Annotated in this window: 14 protein-coding genes and 3 tRNA genes; 2 read left to right on the forward strand and 15 right to left on the reverse strand. The window is 66.8% G+C overall.

Going from position 1 to position 17,247, the window contains the following annotated elements; genetic code table 11:
• Nucleotides 1-9: 9 nt before the first annotated feature.
• The 4 genes from AC5P66_RS03150 to AC5P66_RS03165 form a co-directional block, all read right to left on the reverse strand.
• Nucleotides 10-2,118, reverse strand: a complete 2,109-nt coding sequence (locus tag AC5P66_RS03150; protein WP_263467502.1) for a phosphocholine-specific phospholipase C — start codon at nucleotides 2,116-2,118, stop codon at nucleotides 10-12.
• An 8-nt stretch (nucleotides 2,119-2,126) separates the two neighbouring features.
• Entirely contained in the window at nucleotides 2,127-4,505 is a 2,379-nt protein-coding gene (locus tag AC5P66_RS03155; protein ID WP_495216082.1) for a TonB-dependent receptor domain-containing protein, read from the reverse strand.
• Between the two features lie 115 nt (nucleotides 4,506-4,620).
• Nucleotides 4,621-5,547 (reverse strand): c-type cytochrome, encoded by a 927-nt coding sequence (locus AC5P66_RS03160; protein WP_049414029.1) that lies wholly within the window; start codon nucleotides 5,545-5,547, stop codon nucleotides 4,621-4,623.
• Nucleotides 5,544-6,890 carry a c-type cytochrome gene (locus AC5P66_RS03165; RefSeq protein WP_049439055.1) on the reverse strand — a complete coding sequence of 449 codons (1,347 nt, stop codon included), beginning with the start codon at nucleotides 6,888-6,890 and terminating at the stop codon, nucleotides 5,544-5,546. Before AC5P66_RS03165 ends, AC5P66_RS03160 begins: the two co-directional genes overlap by 4 nt.
• 182 nt (nucleotides 6,891-7,072) lie before the next feature.
• Here AC5P66_RS03165 and AC5P66_RS03170 point away from each other — a divergent pair, with 182 nt between their 5' ends.
• The gene (locus AC5P66_RS03170) at nucleotides 7,073-8,191 is read left to right on the forward strand and encodes an alpha/beta hydrolase (RefSeq protein WP_099495519.1); all 1,119 of its coding nucleotides are present in this window, start codon (nucleotides 7,073-7,075) and stop codon (nucleotides 8,189-8,191) included.
• 81 nt (nucleotides 8,192-8,272) lie between these two features.
• On the opposite strand, the gene AC5P66_RS03175 is transcribed toward AC5P66_RS03170, so the two are convergent.
• Together AC5P66_RS03175 and AC5P66_RS03180 are read right to left on the reverse strand one after the other, a co-directional pair.
• Nucleotides 8,273-9,412: an MFS transporter gene (locus tag AC5P66_RS03175; RefSeq protein ID WP_495216083.1), complete on the reverse strand. Its 1,140-nt coding sequence runs from the start codon at nucleotides 9,410-9,412 to the stop codon at nucleotides 8,273-8,275.
• A 162-nt stretch (nucleotides 9,413-9,574) separates the two neighbouring features.
• Nucleotides 9,575-10,276, reverse strand: coding sequence for a pirin family protein (locus AC5P66_RS03180; RefSeq protein ID WP_099495517.1), 702 nt, complete (start codon nucleotides 10,274-10,276; stop codon nucleotides 9,575-9,577).
• Nucleotides 10,277-10,415: 139 nt separating this feature from the next.
• On the opposite strand from AC5P66_RS03180, the gene AC5P66_RS03185 reads away from it, so the two are divergent.
• Complete coding sequence (locus AC5P66_RS03185; protein WP_099495516.1) at nucleotides 10,416-11,336, forward strand: LysR family transcriptional regulator; 921 nt, start codon at nucleotides 10,416-10,418, stop codon at nucleotides 11,334-11,336.
• Nucleotides 11,337-11,927: 591 nt separating this feature from the next.
• Here the strand turns inward: AC5P66_RS03185 and AC5P66_RS03190 are convergent.
• The 9 genes from AC5P66_RS03190 to AC5P66_RS03230 all read right to left on the reverse strand — a co-directional run bounded on the left by AC5P66_RS03190 (nucleotide 11,928) and on the right by AC5P66_RS03230 (nucleotide 17,228).
• Nucleotides 11,928-12,004 (reverse strand) — tRNA-Arg (locus AC5P66_RS03190).
• 32 nt (nucleotides 12,005-12,036) lie between these two features.
• A tRNA-Arg gene (locus AC5P66_RS03195) sits at nucleotides 12,037-12,113 on the reverse strand.
• 58 nt (nucleotides 12,114-12,171) lie between these two features.
• Nucleotides 12,172-12,248: transfer RNA gene (locus tag AC5P66_RS03200), tRNA-Arg, on the reverse strand.
• Nucleotides 12,239-13,165, reverse strand: a complete 927-nt coding sequence (locus AC5P66_RS03205; RefSeq protein ID WP_099495515.1) for an alpha/beta hydrolase family protein — start codon at nucleotides 13,163-13,165, stop codon at nucleotides 12,239-12,241. Before AC5P66_RS03205 ends, AC5P66_RS03200 begins: the two co-directional genes overlap by 10 nt.
• Nucleotides 13,162-13,971 carry a bifunctional hydroxymethylpyrimidine kinase/phosphomethylpyrimidine kinase gene (gene thiD / locus AC5P66_RS03210; protein ID WP_049412883.1) on the reverse strand — a complete coding sequence of 270 codons (810 nt, stop codon included), beginning with the start codon at nucleotides 13,969-13,971 and terminating at the stop codon, nucleotides 13,162-13,164. The genes AC5P66_RS03205 and thiD overlap by 4 nt, the downstream gene beginning before the upstream one ends.
• Before the next feature lie 108 nt (nucleotides 13,972-14,079).
• Nucleotides 14,080-14,748, reverse strand: a complete 669-nt coding sequence (locus tag AC5P66_RS03215) for a YoaK family protein (RefSeq protein ID WP_019661173.1) — start codon at nucleotides 14,746-14,748, stop codon at nucleotides 14,080-14,082.
• 12 nt (nucleotides 14,749-14,760) lie between these two features.
• Nucleotides 14,761-15,267, reverse strand: a complete 507-nt coding sequence (locus AC5P66_RS03220; protein WP_049435743.1) for a hypothetical protein — start codon at nucleotides 15,265-15,267, stop codon at nucleotides 14,761-14,763.
• Complete coding sequence (locus AC5P66_RS03225) at nucleotides 15,264-16,664, reverse strand: PhoH family protein (protein ID WP_005409049.1); 1,401 nt, start codon at nucleotides 16,662-16,664, stop codon at nucleotides 15,264-15,266. The genes AC5P66_RS03220 and AC5P66_RS03225 overlap by 4 nt, the downstream gene beginning before the upstream one ends.
• 84 nt (nucleotides 16,665-16,748) lie before the next feature.
• Complete coding sequence (locus tag AC5P66_RS03230; RefSeq protein ID WP_049411307.1) at nucleotides 16,749-17,228, reverse strand: peroxiredoxin; 480 nt, start codon at nucleotides 17,226-17,228, stop codon at nucleotides 16,749-16,751.
• Nucleotides 17,229-17,247: the final 19 nt, after the last annotated feature.

Here is a 17,247-nt window from a genome sequence, read left to right on the forward strand (position 1 = left end):
AGGGATTCTTCAATCGTGCTCGAACCGAAGCGGCTCGGTGCCCATCGCCGGGTCACTGGTGCCGGGGCGACCATCCTCGGCGCGGCCGGCCAAACGCAGCACACTCCCACCCGCGCTGGCGCGCAGGTCATACCAGCCGGCGGTAGGCGTTGCATCCCACGCCAATGAAGTCTGCGCATGCGCGGGCAGCGCCAATGTCTGTTCGGGCATGTGTCCTGCATAGGCGCCGCCATGCACGCGCACCTGCTGTGCACTGTCACCCAGATTGCGCAGGTGCAGCCGCAGCTGGCCGTCCGCGCGCTCGATCGAAGCCTGCACGGCGGGAGCCTTGGCCGCACCCTGGAAGTGGCGGTGGAAGCCGTTCGGGCCAAGCAGCCACAGGTCATAGCGGCCCTGGGCGTCCAGCGGCCAGCGCGCGCGCAGCGGCGCACCTGGCAGCAGCGTGTAGCGGCGTGGTACCGCATCCAGGCGCAGCCGATCGTAGACATGCAGCACTGCCGCCGCGCCTTCGCAGGACAGCGTGAGATCCACACCCGTGGCATCGACTGCGGCAATCGATGCGTGCGGTCGATAGGGTAGGGCGCGCGCCGGGCGTACACCGCTTTCCTGTTTCGCTGGCTTCAGCCCCTCTGGCAGCGTGGGCACGGTGCGCCCCGGCAAGGCAGCGGCGCGTGCGGCAACCGCGCTCACGTCGGGCAGGCCACGGACGAACGGGCGGGTATCGCGCTGGGCAAAGTCGAACGCATTGCTGAGGTCGCCGCAGACTGCGCGGCGCCACGGCGAGATGTCCGGTGCGGGCACACCAAAGCGGCGTTCGATCAGCCGAATGACCGAGGTGTGGTCGTACACCTGCGAATCGACCCAGCCACCGCGACTCCACGGCGAGATCACGTACAGGGGCACGCGCGGTCCCAGACCGTACGGGCGACCACGCAGTTCGGCGAGATCGTACTTCTCGTCACCCGGTGCCGGGTGACGGTGGTACTCGCCTTCGGTGCTGACCGAGGACGCACCTGCCCAGCCACCGTCAACCGGCGAAGGCGGGGCAGGTGGCGGCATGTGGTCGAAGAAGCCATCGTTCTCATCGAACATCAGCAGCAGGGCGGTGCGGCTCCACACTTCCGGATCGGCGGTCAGCGCATCCAGCACGCGTGCGGTATAGGCCGCGCCCTGTGCCGGGCTGGAAGGACCAGGATGTTCGCTGCCGGCCGCGTCGGCGATGATGAAGCTGACCTGCGGCAGGCGCCCGTCAATGACGTCCTGGCGCAGCTGCGCCAGGCCCCGCGTGCTGACGCCGCGCGCGCGCAGCTGCGGGTCATGCCCTGGCGCCGCGCGGTGGGCCTGGCGGAAGGCCTCGAAGCCCGCCAGCGGGTTGTCGGTGAAGTTGTCGGCCATGTCCTGGTAGATCTGCCAGGAAACACCGGCCCTGTGCAGACGCTCGACATAGCTGGTCCAGCGGTACGACACCGGGTGCCCACCCTGTTCAGGAAAATTGTCGTGCGAGTTGGCGATCACCGGGCCGCCGGCGCGCGCATGCGCATCATTGTGGCCGGTCCACAGGAACACCCGGTTCGGGTTGGTCCCGGCCTGCATTGCGCAGTGGTAGGCATCGCAGATCGTGAAGGCATCGGCCAGCGCGAACTGGAACGGCAGGTCGCTGCGCTGGAAGTAGCCCATCGAGTGGTTCTGCTTGGCCTTCGGCCATTGCCCCATGCGACCCTGGTCCCAGGCGCGCTGCGCATCGGGCCAGGTATGCGGCGTGCCTTCCACGCGCATGTAGCCGAAGTGCGCGGCGGTATCCAGCGGGAACGGCGCGATCGCGCGCTTGCCGCTGGCATCGGGCTGCAGCCACAGGCTGCGGACGCGGCCACCTGCTTGCAGCGCGGCGGCCGGGGCGACGAACCGATCACCGAAGCCACGTACGCCCGGCAGCGTGCCGAAGTAGTGGTCGAACGAACGGTTCTCCTGCATGAACACCACGATGTGCTGCAGGTCTTCCAGGCTGCGCGCCTGCGCGGCGGGGGCGATCGCTGCGGCCCGGGCGATGCTGGGCAGCAGCGGAGAAAGGCCGCCGGCAACGCCGGCCTGCAACAACCGGCGTCGGCCGATATCGGTCACGGGCTCACTCACAGGTCCACGCGGAAAGAGATGCCGACGGTGCGCGGAGCGCCGATGAAGGCGTTGTCGCGCCCGTCCACCCCTGCAAGATACCGCTTATCGGTGAGGTTGCTCACCACCAGGTTGGCACCCATGCCCTTCAGGCGCGGCGACAGCCCCTGCAGGTCGAAGCCGATGTTGGCGTTGAACACGGTGGCCGACGGCAGCTTGTTGACGTTGGCGGCGTCGAGATAGCGCGTGCCCAGGTAACGGCCCGACAGGCCGAAGTTCCAGTTCTCGCCCTGCCAGTCCGCCGACAGGACGAGGGTCTGTTCGGGTTGGCCGATCACCTTGGCGCCGTCGACGATGCCCAGCTGGGTATCACGCGCGGCATCGCCACTGCCCAGGTACTTGGAGCGGTTGTAGGTATAGGCGGCGTTGAGGCGCCAGCCGTTGTCCCAGCCATAGCCGAACGCCGCTTCCAGGCCGTTGCTTTCCACGCCGCCGAAGTTCTCGTACACACCGTCGGTCTCGCCCAGGTAGTCAATGCCGCTGACGAAGCCGGCCGGCAGGTAGACGATGCGGTTGTCGAACTTGATGTTGTACAGCGTGACCGAGGCGGTCAGCGGCCAGCGGCTGATGCGCATGCCCACTTCAATGTTGTCGGCGGTCTCCGGCTCGACATTGCGGAAGCGCTGCGGGTCGGTCTCGCCGAGCACGCCGGAAGGAATCGCGGCGAAGTTCTGCGAGAAGCCGGCGAACAGCTCCATGCCTTGCACGCCCGGCGCCCAGGTCAAGCCGGTGGACAGCAGCGGGTCGGACCTGGAATCGGATGTGACGTGCTCGCTGGCACCGATCACGCGGCGGCGCGACTGGTCGACGAAGAACTGCTTCACGCCCAGGCGTGCGCTGAACGGCCCGAACCGCGCCACGTCCTCGACGTAGTACATCTGTTCGTCGACCTTGTACTTGTCCTCGAACTGCACCCAGTACGGCTGGTGGTCGAAGGCGATGTCCTGGCCGACGTTGAGCAGGCGGTGCCAGTCGCGGCGTGCCGAACGGTCCAGCTTCTCCACCCACAGGCCGCCACGGATGGTGTTGTCGACTGCGCCGAAGGTCCGGCGCCACTCGACGTCGGCCGTCACGCCCATGCGGTCGTTGTCGTAGTGGGTGTGGCGATACGACTGCGCGCCCAGCACGTTGCCGGCGTAGCAGTTTGGATCGTACTCGGCGGTGAAGCCCAGACGCGGAGTGCAGCTGGCCAGGCGCTGGGCGGCACTGCCATCGGGATTGACGAAGAAGATCTGGCCGCGGTTGCTGCCGCCGTACACCGTCTTGCCGCCGGTGTATTCCGACTCCGGGCGACCGGCTCCGTCATCGCTGACCTGCGCCAGGTACGGCGGCAGCCAGTCACCGCGGCCCTGCATGCGGTGCCCGTAGGCGGCCATCGAGGCCTTGAAACCGTTGCCGCCATCGAAGGCGGCGCGCAGGTAGCCGAAGGTGTTCTCGCGCAGCGCACGCGAGCCGGAACGGTAGTTCTGGTCCAGGTAGGGAATGCCGGTGAGGGTACCGACCAGGTTGTCGCGATCCGGATTGGTCGCGAAGCCCTTCGGTGAGACGCTGGTGTATTCCGGCTCGTCCGCATCGTTGTAGGACAGGTAGCCGGTCAGGGTCCAGCGATCCAGTTCGGTGATGAACTTGCCGGCGATGTGGTCATTGCTGGTCTTGCCGCTGCCATCGATCCAGTCATGCACGCGCGCCGACGAGGCACTGACCCAGGCGCGGGTGTGGCCGCCGAGCAGGCCGGTGTCATAGCGCACGTAGTACTTGCGCGCCTCGTTGTCACCGGCGCCGACCACGAAGCGCAGGCGGCTGTCCTGCAGCGGATCGCTGGTGAGGAAGTTGAGGGTGCCGCCCAGGGCCTCGTTCGAGCGCGAGGAGATATCGGCGGTGCCCTGGCTGACTTCCACCGTTTCCAGGTCGAGGGTGTCGATGTAGCGGTTGGCCAGCGAGCCGCCGCCGTAACCCGAACCGCCGTTGGGCAGGCCGTCGATGGTAGTGCCGATCTGCTGTGTGTCGCGGTTGGTGACGAAGCCACGCATGCTGATCTGCGTTCCCCACACCGACGAGCCGGTGGCATCGGCTTCGCTGACCACCACGCCGGGCACCTCGTTGAGTGCATCGTTGACGCTGCTCATCACGGTCTGCCGGTTCAGCGTTTCCGCGCGCACCGACGTCTTGGCGTAGCTGGTGGCCTGGCCGATCACCTGCACCTGGTCGAGGGTGCGGGCATCGCTGCTGCGCGCTTCGGCCGTCCCGCCCTGCGGTGCTTCGGCCAGGGCGTCCAGTGCGGGAGCGATCAGCAGGGCAAGCAGCGAGATACGGGGAAAGCGCGCAGACGTTCGCATCGAGACCGGACCTTCAGAAGAGGGAAGTCCCGGAGTGTCGGTAGCGCCAATGACATCGGCATGACGCGGCGATGCAGGAATCGTGTTGTGCGACGGCCGGCAGCTGCCGCCTGCATCAGTAACGCGCGTCCTTGGGTTTCGGATCGCGCGGCCAGTCCTTGCCCTTGTTGGCGAAGTCCGGCCGTGGCTGGTTGATGAAATAGCTGGCGATGTCCACCGCATCCTGGTCGGGCATCACCTGCTGGCCCAGTGGCGGTTCACGGGTCACTGCCGGTGGCATGTTGTGCTTGACGAAACCGGCCGCCTTGTACAGGCGCGCCATGCCGGCGCCGATGTTGAAACTGTGGTCGCCCCACAGCGGCGGGAAGGCGATGTCACCACTGGCGTCGCGCCGGCCTTCGCCGTTGTCGCCGTGGCAGGCGGCACACTGTACGGCGTACAGTGCCTGGCCACGGTTCGGATCCGGGGTCAGCGTGCTGTCGATGGGCCCCTCACTGGGGGCAGCCACCTTTGCACCCGCTGGCACAGGGCTGCTCAGCCACGCCATGTAGTCGAGCATCGCGCGCATCTGCGGCGAATCTTTCGGCAGCGGCCTGCCGTTCATCGAACGCTGCAGGCAGCCATTGATGCGTTCGGTCAGGCCGATCACCTTGCCAGGCCGCGGCATGTAACGCGGATAGGCGCCGCCACCGGTGTTGAAGTAGTGGTTGCCGAAGGGACGCTTGCCCTCGGCCATGTGGCACGAATTGCAGTTCAGATCGTTGCCGACGTTGTCCGGCAGCAGTCGTGCGGTTTCGTTGAGGAGGCGGCGGCCGAGCATCACCGACTCGGCATTGCCGAGCCCGGCGATTTCTTCGGCGCTGGGCGCATGGTAGGCGCCGACCACCTTGACCTGTGCATCGAGGATATCGATCGTGCCGGTCACGGCGGCATCCAGATCCGGGTACAGATGACGGTAAGCGAGGGTACCGGCGCCGGCCAGCAGCACCAGGGTGATCGCACTGCCGATCAGCAGGCGGGAACGCGTGCGCGAACGCTTCATTGTGCGGCCTCCTGCGGAACGTAGTGCACCGGCTTGTCGCGCACCACCCGGCGCATGCGCGCCACGTCGACCTCGCTCACTGCGCTGGCCTGATTGCCCCAGCTGCTGCGGATGAAGGTCAGGATCTGTGCCAGCTGCGCGTTCGGCAGCTGCTCGAAGCCTGGCATGGTGAAGGCCATGCGGTCGTGCGGGGTATGTGGTGTGCGGCCGCCGATCAGGGTCACCTGCACCAGCGAGCTGGGATCGTCGGCGAACACGATCGAGTTGCCGGCCAGGGCCGGATAGACGCGCGGCATGCCGCGGCCGTCGGCGCGGTGGCAGGCCTGGCAGTGCTCGGCATAGGCCAGCGAACCGGCCACGCGGTAGTCACCGCTGCGCAGTGCGGCGGTGGTGGTGTCGGTACCGGGCGACCACTGTGCGCTGCGTCCTTCGCGGGCGGGCAGCTGCTTCAGGTAGCGGGCCATCGCCAGCAGGTCCGCGTCGGACAGGTACTGCGTGCTGTGCTCGACCACGTCGGCCATGCCACCGAAGGCCGCCGATCGATCGGTGCGCCCGGTGCGCAGGAAGTCCACGATCTCACCCTCGCGCCAGCTGGCCAGGCCGGTCGATTCGCTGCGCAGGTTCTTCGCGTACCAGCCTTCCAGCACCGAACCGGACAGGAACTGGCGGCTGCCATCATCGGCCATCGCCTTTTCCTGGAACGCCAGCCCGCGTGGCGTGTGGCAGGCACCGCAATGCGCCAGGCCTTCCACCAGTTCGGCACCACGCTGCTGGCCGGCGTCCAGCGACGGATCAGGGCTGAAGCTGCGTGGGCGTGCGAACAGCAGTTGCCACCATGCCAGAGGCCAGCGCATGTTGGCTGGCCATGGAATCGTGCTGTCGGCGTTGTCCTGCTTCACCGGCTGCACCGAGCCCATGAAATAGGCGTACAGCGCCTTGATCTCGGCGTCGCGGGCAATCACATAGGAGGCGTACGGCATTGCCGGGTACAACGGCTGGCCATCGTGACGGATGCCGCGACGTACCGCGCGTTCAAAGTCGGCGTAGTCGTAGGCGCCGATGCCGGTTTCCGGATCGGGGGTGATGTTGGTCGAGTAGATCGTTCCCATCGGCGTCTGCATGCCGAGGCCACCGGCGAACGGCTTGCCGCCCGGCGCAGTGTGGCAGGCCGCACAGTCGGCGGCGCGCGACAGGTACTGCCCCTGTGCGATCAGCGCCGGGTCGTGGATGTCGACCTGCGCGGCCTGCCGAGGTGCGAACCAGTAGGGCGTGCTGCGGGCGATGCCATAGGCGGCGGCCAGCGTGGCGGCCAGGGCAATGGCGAGCTTGAACGAGGTGCGCATGGGGGCACTGTGGGCAAGCATGCCGGCGTATTCATTGATCCGGATCAATGTCGAGGTCGATCGCGCCATTGTGACAACCTGAATCGATCCCGCATTGTCATCAAGCCGTCATCCACGCGCGATAGATGGCCCACGCCCGCGTCGTTAACCTGCCACGCTGTCGCATCCTTTCCCGATTGCCCATGAAGCGCCTGCTGCTGTTGTTGCTGGCGTGCGCCGGCCTGTGGCTGGCTGCATGCTCATCCTCGATCAACGCCTCGTCCACCTCGCTTGCCGACCGGCTGATCGCACCGGGCGGCGTGTCGACCCTGCTCGATCGCCCGCGCATCGCCGCGGCCATTGCCGGGCTGCCCAACCGCCATGGCTTCGCAGCGGGTCGCGATGGCGTGCCGATCTTCTGGCGCGTGTTCGACCCCGGCGACTACGGCGCGCGGTACCACTACCTTCCGCAGCGTCATGAGAACGGCCTTCCTCTTGATACCGGCCTGAGTCTGGCCGTGCCGCAGCCGTTCCGCGCGCAGGCGCCACGCGGCACCGTGGTGCTGCTGCATGGGTGGATGATGAACGGTGATTCGATGCTGCCATGGTCGCTGCAGCTGGCCGAGTCCGGCTACCGCGTGGTCACGCTCGACCTGCGCAACCATGGCCAGTCCGGTGCAGGTCCGTCCGGCTATGGCACCTATGAATCGGATGACGTCGTCGATGTCATCGGCGAGCTGCGCGCGCGCGGCGAAGTGACCGGCCCGCTGTACCTGTTCGGTGTGTCCTATGGTGCGGCCACGGCGGTGTTCACCGCCGACAAGCTGGGTGACCAGGTGGCCGGCGTGGTGGCGATGGAATCGTTCGCCAATGCCGGTGCGGCGATCCGCACGATGATCCCGCACCTGATGGGACTGCAGCCGGAGGGCCTGAAGGCGCAGGCGATGGCGTCGTACGCACGCTGGCGCTATGGGGGCCAGGACATCAACCAGGTGATCGCCGCCGCCAGCCGCCGCATCGACGTCGATCTGGACCGCGTCGACGTCGCGCGTGCGCTGGCCGATACCCGCGCCTGCGTGCTGCTGCTGCACGGGCAGGGTGACCAGCATATTCCGGTCAGCCAGGGCCGGCAGCTCGCCCTGGCCAACCCGCGCGCGCACTACATCGAGATGCGCGGCGAAGACCACATTACCCTGCCGCTGCGGCTGGACCTGCTGGCCGGCGTGGTCGATGACTGGATGGCGCGCGACGAGCACCACCCGCAGAGCGCGTGCCCAGCCCCACAGCTGCCGGCCCAGGCCGAATGGCTGGCACACGGCTGAAAAAAGGGGACGGAGGGGATTAAGTCGTTTGCAGCACACTCGGGGCAGATGCGACTTAATCCCCTCCGTCCCCTTTTTCTGTCAGGTCACGCGTCGTGCCAGTGAGCGGGCGGAGGCGGCTACCCCCAGCAGCAGTATGGCGACGCACAGGAAGGCAAAGCCGAGGCTGGTCGCATGTGCCACTGCGCCGATCGCCGCCGGGCCAGCGAGGATGCCGGCATAACCCAGTGTGGTCACTGCAGTGATGGCGATGCTTTCCGGCATCACCCGCTGCTGGCCTGCCATCGAGAACAGCGCCGGCACGATGTTGGCGCAGCCCAGCCCGACCAGTACGTAGCCGGCCAGCGCCACCGGAAACGAGGGCACCAGCGTGGCCAGGGTGAAGCCCGCCGCGGCCGTGATACCGCCGAAGACCAAGGTGCAGGTGCGGCCGAGGTGCTCGACGATGCCGTCACCGAACAGGCGCATTGCCGTCATCGCCAGGGTGAACAACGCGAAGCCGGCCCCGGCCTGGTCACGCGGCACCTGCCGCACTTCGGCCAGGAACACGGCGCTCCAGTCCAGCATCGAGCCCTCGGCGAGGAACACCACGAAGGCCAGTACGCCGATGAACAGCACCACGCCGTGCGGCAGCGCCAGCAGAGGTCCTTCGTGCAGGATGCGTTGCGGACGCCAGTGCGGCGCCGACAGCACCGCAACCAGCAGCAGTGCCACCACCGAAAGCAGCGCGGCCAGCCACAGCGGCGTGCCGAGGATCAGCAGCCCGGTCATGCAGCCAGCACCGACGAATCCACCGATGCTGTAGAAGGCGTGGAAGCCGGACATCATCGCGCGCCCGGCATCGCGCTCGACCGCCACCGCCTGCATGTTCATCGCACAATCCAGTGCACCGACGCCGGCACCGAACACGAACAGCGCCGCGCCCAGCGACACCGGCGAGGGTGCAAGCACCAGCAAGGGCAGGGCGCACAGCATCATCGCGCAGGTGATCACCATCACCCGGCGGCAACCCAGCCGCCCCGTCAGTGCACCTGCCAGCGGCATCGCCAGCAGCGAGCCGAGCCCGAGGCACAGCAGCACGGCGCCGAGGCTGGCGCCGGACAGCCCGGCCTTGGCCTTGGCGTAAGGCACCATCGGCGCCCACGCGGCGGTAGCGAATCCAGGAATGAAGAAGGCGGCACGGGTGGCGTGCTGCTGGGCACGCGGGGATGAAGGCGTCATGCGAGGGCGGGTCCGGATAAACGCTGCCATGAAAGCGTTTCCAGTCGTGTCGGGCAAGGGGCATTCGGGTCACCGAAGGCCGAATACGATTGCGGCCCATGCGCAGCGGGCCCGGCGATGCCTTTCCGCATCGCCGGGCCACGTCTTCAGGACAGGGCGTGTTTACAGCGGCAGGTCGAACACCAGCACTTCAGCGTCGTTGCCGTTTTCCAGGGTCAGCTGGGCTTCGTCGCTGACCTGCAGCGCATCACCGGCTTCCAGGGTGATGCCGTTGACCTGCAGCTGGCCACGCGCCACCTGCACATAGGCGCCACGCCCGTTGCCGAGCGAATGGTGCAGCTTCTGGCCGCCATCGAGGATGGTGGCGAAGATGCGCGCGTCCTGGTGGATGCGCAGCGAGCCGTCGGCACCGTCAGGCGAAGCGATCAGTCGCAGTTGTCCACGCTTGCTGTCCGGCGAGAAGTGGGTCTCCTCGTACGACGGGGTGATGTTCTCGCTGTCCGGGAAGATCCAGATCTGCAGGAAATGCACGGTCTCGTCGGCGGAGTGGTTGAACTCGCTGTGGGTGACGCCGCTGCCGGCGCTCATGCGCTGCACGTCGCCGTAGCGCAGCACCGAACCGGTGCCCATCGAGTCCTTGTGTTCCAGTGCACCGCCCAGCACGTAGGAGATGATTTCCATGTTGCTGTGGCCGTGGGTGCCGAAGCCCTGGCCGCCGATCACCTTGTCTTCGTTGATCACCCGCAACGGGCCGAAGCTGACGTAACGGGGGTCGTAGTAGTTGGCGAAGGAGAAGGTATGGCGCGAGGACAGCCAGCCATGCTCGGCCAGGCCACGGGTAGCGCTCTTGCGGATCTGCAGCATGATGGAATCTCCTTGTTCGATGGTTTCGATGGGGCGGGGTGGTCGGTTACCGCTGTGTTTCCCCGTTGGAGAGAAGTATCCGCTTGCGCCCGGGGTTTGAAAAACGGATAGTTTTGACAGTCATCATCGAAAAATTCGAATGCTAAAGCTCAGCCTCGATGCCCTGCAGATCCTGGATGCCATCGACCGCCGTGGCTCCTTTGCCGGCGCCGGCAAGGCCCTGCACAAGGTGCCCTCGACGATTTCCTATACCGTGGCCAAGCTGGAGGAGGATCTGGGCGTCCAGCTGTTCGACCGCGTTGGCCCGCGCGCCGAGCCGACCGAGGCCGGGCGCGCGCTGCTGGACGAAGGCCGGCACCTGCTGCGCGCGGCCCGCGAGCTGGAGCTGCGGGTGCGCCGGGTGGCGTCGGGTTGGGAGACCGAACTGACCCTGGCGGTGGATTCGGTGTTCCCGACCTGGCTGCTTGGGCCGGATATCGCCGCATTTCGACGAGCCGAGGCGCCGACCCGGTTGCGACTGATCGGCGAGGCGCTGTCCGGCACCTGGGAGGCCCTGCTGGACCGGCGTGCCGACCTGCTGGTCGGTGCGCCGGGCGAGGGACCCAGTGGCGGCGGTTACGTGGTGGAGCCGCTGGGCACGGTGGCGTTCGTGTTCGCGGTGGCACCCGAGCATCCGTTGGCCGCGGTGCCCGGCGTGCTCGGTCGCGAACAGCTGGCCGAGCACTGTGCGATCGCCGTTTCCGATTCCGCGCGCAGGCTGCTGCCGCGCACGGTGGGCCTGTTGATGGGGCAGGAGATGCTGACGGTGCCGGACATGGCCAGTAAATTGAAGCTGCAGTGCGAAGGCGTGGGCTTCGGTTTCCTGCCCGAGCCCTGTGCACGCGCCGCGGTGGCGCGTGGCCAGCTGGTGATCCGCGAGGTGGAGGAACACAAGCCGGAGGAGACGTTCTGGTTGGCCTGGCGCACCGGTGAGGAGGGCGCTGCCCTGCGCTGGTGGCGGGAGCGCCTGCGCAGGCCGGAGCTGCTGTCGGAGTGGTGGCAGGCGATGGCCAGGGGGTAGGGGTTTGGCAGGGCTGCGCCCTGCACCCGCTACGATCCAGAGCAACAGCAACAGCAACAGCAACAGCTGGTTTCCTGAGGGATGGCGGGGTGGGTCCGGTTGCGGGGGACGCCGTGAATCCGCCCATGGAGTCTCGGTCGCCGCATCCATGCGGCTCACGCCCCCGCAACCGGACCCACCCCGCCTTCGACAGTTTCCGGCGATCTGTCGGTGCTGGTGCGGTCGGTGGGTGTCGACCTTGGTCGACACGGTAGATCCACGCCATGCGTGGATGCTCTTCGATCAATTGTCGAAATGTTCGAACTCGATGGAGATCCATCCACGCATGGCGTGGATCCATCAGATCGCGGAAATCTGTCAGAGGTGGGGCGGTGTCGGAGTGCGGGGTGTCAGCCGCATGGATGCGGCTGCCAAGCCTGCATGGACATACTTGCGGCGTCCCCGCACTCCGACACCGCCCCGCCATCCCACGGAATGCGCGCTGTTGCTGTTGCTCCGGCTCTGGCTGTGGCCTCTGCAGGTGCAGGGCGCAGCCCTGCCGAAAAACACACATAAAAAAACAGCAGGCCGAGGCCTGCTGTTTCGGTGTAATGGTGCGCCCGGAGAGATTCGAACTCCCGACCGCCTGGTTCGTAGCCAGGTACTCTATCCAACTGAGCTACGGGCGCCAATTACATAAACTTGTTGTGTTGACTGTGTATGGTGCGCCCGGAGAGATTCGAACTCCCGACCGCCTGGTTCGTAGCCAGGTACTCTATCCAACTGAGCTACGGGCGCGCGGTACACAATCAAATTTTAAAGCATTTCCAGCGGCGGATGCTGAAAACCTGTCGAGTGGTGCGCCCGGAGAGATTCGAACTCCCGACCGCCTGGTTCGTAGCCAGGTACTCTATCCAACTGAGCTACGGGCGCCCTGCGACAGGAGCGGAATTATGCGGATGTCGGCGCGGATCGTCAACAGTTTTGTGAAAATTTTCATCCAACTGAATGAAAAATCGGTCAGCCACAGCGTCCGGGGCCTTCAGCCAGGCGAAATGATCGGCGCGCGTGCCCAGCTCCTGCGCCGACAGCACGCACAGCTGTGCGTCCACGTTCGGCAGCTTCGCCAGCAACGCCTGCATCGATCCGGTCGGCGCCAGCCAGTCGTGTTCCATCAACACCGCCTGCGCGCTGCCGTGCACGCGCGCCATCTGCGCATCGAGATCCTCATCCATGCCGACCGCGGCGTAGTGGTTGTTCAGGCCCACGCGCGCCCAGTCGGCGATCAGTCCGCGTGCTTCGGTGCCACCAAAGCCAAGTCGGCGCCCGTGCAGCACGCCCTGGCGCTGTGCGATCCACGGCAGGAAGCGGTAGACCAGCGGCAGCAGCCAGCCGCGTGGTGGTGGAAAACCGCGCCAGAACGGCGAGCCGCTGGCCGCCAGCCACAGCCGGTTGAAGTGCTTCGGATTGCGCCCGGCGTGCACGCAGGCCAGCTGACCGCCGAGGCTGTGGCCGCCGATGATCCATGGCAGGGCGCCGCCTTCGTGATCGGCGGCGGCCAGGATCGCCTGGCTGCCCGGCAGATCATGCTCGAGTACCTCGCGATAGCCCCAGTCCTGCGCGCGCGACGGGCGTAGTGAGCTGCTGCCGTTGCCGCGCCACTCATGCAGGTAGACCGCCACACCCTTCGCTGCCAGCGCCTGTGCCAGCGGCAGGTAGTGGCGCGCGGCCACACCCAGCGCTGGCAGCCACAACAGGCGGGCGATGGGCTGCGCGGGCATGCAGGCAATCACTTCGTAGCGATGCCCGTCGTTGCACTGCACAGGAAGGAGGGCCGGCGTCAGGTTCATGCGTGCGGTGCCGCGCCGAAGTGGTCGAGCACCAGCACCTCGCTGCGGCCGGGGGCATAGCCCTGCTGCAGGCCGCGCGCAACGTAGTCGATGCCGGCTTCGCAGGCGTTGGCGAGGCTCAGGCCGTTGCACAGCTGCGCGGCGATGGCCGAGGCCAGCGTGCAGCCAGTGCCGTGCGCATCCAGCGGCAGGCGGGCGTGGATGAATTCTTCGCTGCTGACGCCGTCGAAGTAGCGGTCGATTACGCGGTTGCCTTCTTGCAGGTGGCCACCTTTCAGCAGCACCGCACCGGCACCCAGGTCGAGCAGGGCGGAGGCCACCTGTTCGGCGTCATCGCCGTTCCCGATCTTCCGCCCGGCCAGCAGCTCCGCTTCCGGCGTGTTCGGGGTGATCAGCGTGGCCAGCGGGATCAGCCGCTCACGCATTGCCTGCAGAGCGTTGTCTTCCAGCAGGCGCGCGCCGCTGGTCGCGACCATCACTGGGTCCAGCACCACGTGTGGTGGACGATGGCGCTCCAACGCATCTGCGACGGCATTGATCACCTCGGTGTTGGCCAGCATGCCGAGCTTCACCGCATGGATATCGAAGTCATCGAAGCAGGCATCCAGTTGTGCACGCAGGAAATCGATCGGCGGCACATGCACGGCGATGACGCCACGGGTGTTCTGTGCGGTCAGTGCGGCGATCGCGGAGAGTCCGTGCACGCGATGTGCTGCAAAGGCCTTCAGGTCGGCCTGGATGCCTGCGCCACCGCCGGAGTCGGAGCCGGCGATGGTGAGGGCGGATACGGGAGTGGTCGGGCTCATCAGGCGATTGTGCCGTGGTCACCGCAAAGGCGGTAGCGTCGCTGCCGGTAGATGGGGTCAGATCCCTTTTCCGCAGGAAAAGGGATCTGACCCCCCAGAGCGCGGCCCTCAATGCCGCCAGCGCGCCCACTGCTGGTACAGCACATAGCCCAGGCCGGTCAGGCCGGTCAGCAGGGCAGGGGCGAGCAGTGCGTCATATTGCCAACGCATGAACAGCCAGGCGCCGAGGATGCCGCCGGCCAGGAAGCCACTGATGATCAGGCCGCTGAGGGTCAGTCGTCGCACCTGCAACGGCAGCCCGCGCAGCAGGTGGCCGAGGCCGATGCCGAGGTCGGTGAACATGCCGCTGAGATGGGTGGTGCGTACCACCGCGCCGCTGAAGGTGGTGGCCATCGCGTTCTGCAGGCCGCAGGCCATGGCGGCGGCCAGAGCGCCCCAGATCTGGTGGCGCTCGAACAGCGGAATGGCCACCAGCAGCAGCGCGGACTCCAAGGCCAGCGCCACGCCGTAGCGTCGGCCCAGTTGCAGGGTACTGTCCTGGATCAGCAGGCCGCTGAGCATCGCACCCAGCGAGAACGCGATCAGCAGCCCCCACAGGTGGCCGACCGCGCGCCAGTCACCCTGCGCCAGCGCCATGCCGAGCTGGCTGGTGCTGCCGGTCATGTGGCTGACTGCCTGATGCTCGAAGCCGAGGAAGCCGACCACGTTGACCATGCCGGCCACGCACGACAGCGCGACCGCGCCGATCCAGACCCAGGTGGGCAGGCGTATTCCCATCGGCGGGGCCCCTCAGGGCCCGCCGAAGCCGCCGTTGAACTGCAGCTCGCTGAAGGTGTTGCTGGCGGGGTCGAACACGGCGCCCCAGAACTGCGTGCCGCCGTCGCAGACGCGGATCGCTTCCCGTGCCGGATTGATGCCGCTGTCATCGGGCAGGTGGAAGGCGTTGACGTAGATCAGCCGCTTGCCGGCGCTTTCGATGCCGACGTACTGGCGGTCGAAGTCCAGCACCTTCGGGACCTGCGCTTCCAGCGACGACAGCTTCGCCTCCAGCTGGTCGACCTGCTGCCGGCTGGGCGCCCAGTAACCCGACACCCGCCCGGCCTCGCGGCCGGGGCTGGGCCGCGAGCAGGTGTCGAGCACCTGTGCGGCGATGATCGGGCGGGTGACCACCCAGGACTGTCCGGTACGTTCGGCCGTCGGCACGCTGGCCGGGCCGCGCGTGGTGGTGCAGGCGCCCAGGACGGCGGCGAGGGCGATCGCCGCCGTGGGCAGCAGCAGGCGGGTGCAGCGGTTCACAACACCTCCGAAGCGTAATCGGCCAGGCGCGAACGCTCGCCACGGCGCAGGGTGATGTGCGCGCTGTGCGGCCAGTTCTTGAAGCGGTCCACCGCGTAGGTCAGGCCCGAGGTGGTCTCGGTCAGGTACGGGGTGTCGATCTGCTCGACATTGCCCAGGCAGACGATCTTGGTGCCGGGGCCGGCGCGGGTGATCAGCGTCTTCATCTGCTTGGGGGTGAGGTTCTGTGCTTCGTCCAGGATCAGGTAGCGTGACAGGAAGGTGCGGCCGCGCATGAAGTTCATCGAGCGGATCTTGATGCGGCTGGCCAGCAGGTCGTTGGTGGCCTGGCGGCCCCAGGTGCCGCCTTCCTGGTTGTGCGTGAGCACTTCCAGGTTGTCGGTCAGCGCGCCCATCCACGGCGTCATCTTCTCTTCCTCGGTACCCGGCAGGAAGCCGATGTCTTCGCCGACGCTGACCGTGGCGCGGGTCATGATGATCTCGCGGTAGCGCTGCTGGTCCATCGTCTGCGCCAGGCCGGCGGCCAGCGCCAGCAGGGTCTTGCCGGTGCCGGCGGTGCCCAGCAGGGTGACGAAGTCGATCTCCGGGTCCATCAGTGCGTTGAGGGCGAAATTCTGCTCGCGGTTGCGTGCGCTGATGCCCCACACGGCGTGGCTGCCGTGGCGGAAATCATCGACCAGCGACAGCACCACCTTGCCATCGCCGACCACGCGGCTGACGCGCAGCTCGACTTCATCCTCGCCCGGCAGGTAGACGTACTGGTTCGGATACCACTCCTCGCCGTCCTGCGCCTGGATTTCGTAATGCGAGCGGCCCTTGTCGCTCCAGCTGCGCAGGTCGTCGCCGTGGCGTTTCCAGAAGTCTTCCGGCAGCTCGGTAGCGCCGGTGTAGAGCAGGCTGAAATCGTCCAGCGCGCGGTCGTTCTCGTAGTCCTCGGACACGATGCCGGCGATCGCGGCCTTGATCCGCAGGTTGATGTCCTTGGAAACGAACACCACCGGCAGGTCGGGGGTTTCTTCCTTCAGGGCCAGGATCGCGCCGAGGATGGCGTTGTCCGGGATCACCTTGCCGAAGCTCTTGCCAGCATCGAAATGACTGGTCTGGAAGCGCAGCTTGCCGGCGCTCTGCTTGCCGCGCAGCTGCAGGCCGTTGGGGCGCTGCAGCGGAATGCCGTCGGCCAGGTTGTCCAGGCCGGATTCCTGCACCAGCTCGTTGAGGAAGCGGCTCACCTGGCGGGCGTTGCGGCTCGCTTCGGAGGTGCCCTTCTTGCCGTTGTCCAGCTCCTCGATCACCTGCATGGGCAGGTAGATGTCGTGCTCCTCGAATTTGAACAGCGCGGTCGGATCGTGCATCAGCACGTTGGTATCCAGCACGTAGATGCGCTTGCCTCGGGTCATCGTCGATTCCTGGTTACGGACAGGGAAAAACCACCACGGCCTGCTGCGGGGCAGGGTGATGGCAGACACAGTAGGCAGTGGGACTCACTTGGACTGGGAGGCCTTCAGTTCGGCGAGAACGGCATCGGCGTGGCCGGCAACCTTGACCTTGCGCCAGGACTGCACGATGCGGCTGTCGGGGGAAATCAGGAAGGTGCTGCGTTCGATGCCACGTACCTGCTTGCCGTACATGTTCTTCATCCTGATCACGTCGAAGGCGCTGCACAGCGCTTCGTCGCCATCGCTGACCAGCGGGAAGTTGAAGCCCTGCTTGGCACAGAAGTTGTCGTGCGACTTCACCGAGTCGCGCGAGACGCCCAGTACCACCGCGCCTGCCTTCCTGAACTTCGGCAGCAGGGCGTTGAAGTCGATGCCTTCGGTGGTGCAGCCCGGGGTGCTGTCCTTGGGATAGAAGTACAGCACCAGCCATTGGCCGGCATAGTCGCCGAGGGTGGCCTGGTCGCCGCCGGACAGTGCCAGCGGCAGGGAAAGGGTGGTGCTGTCCAGGGTGTCGCCGTTGTTCATGAGGTCCTTCTGTCGAGCC

The organism is Stenotrophomonas sp. YJH_SMC_122 (genome assembly GCF_059369535.1).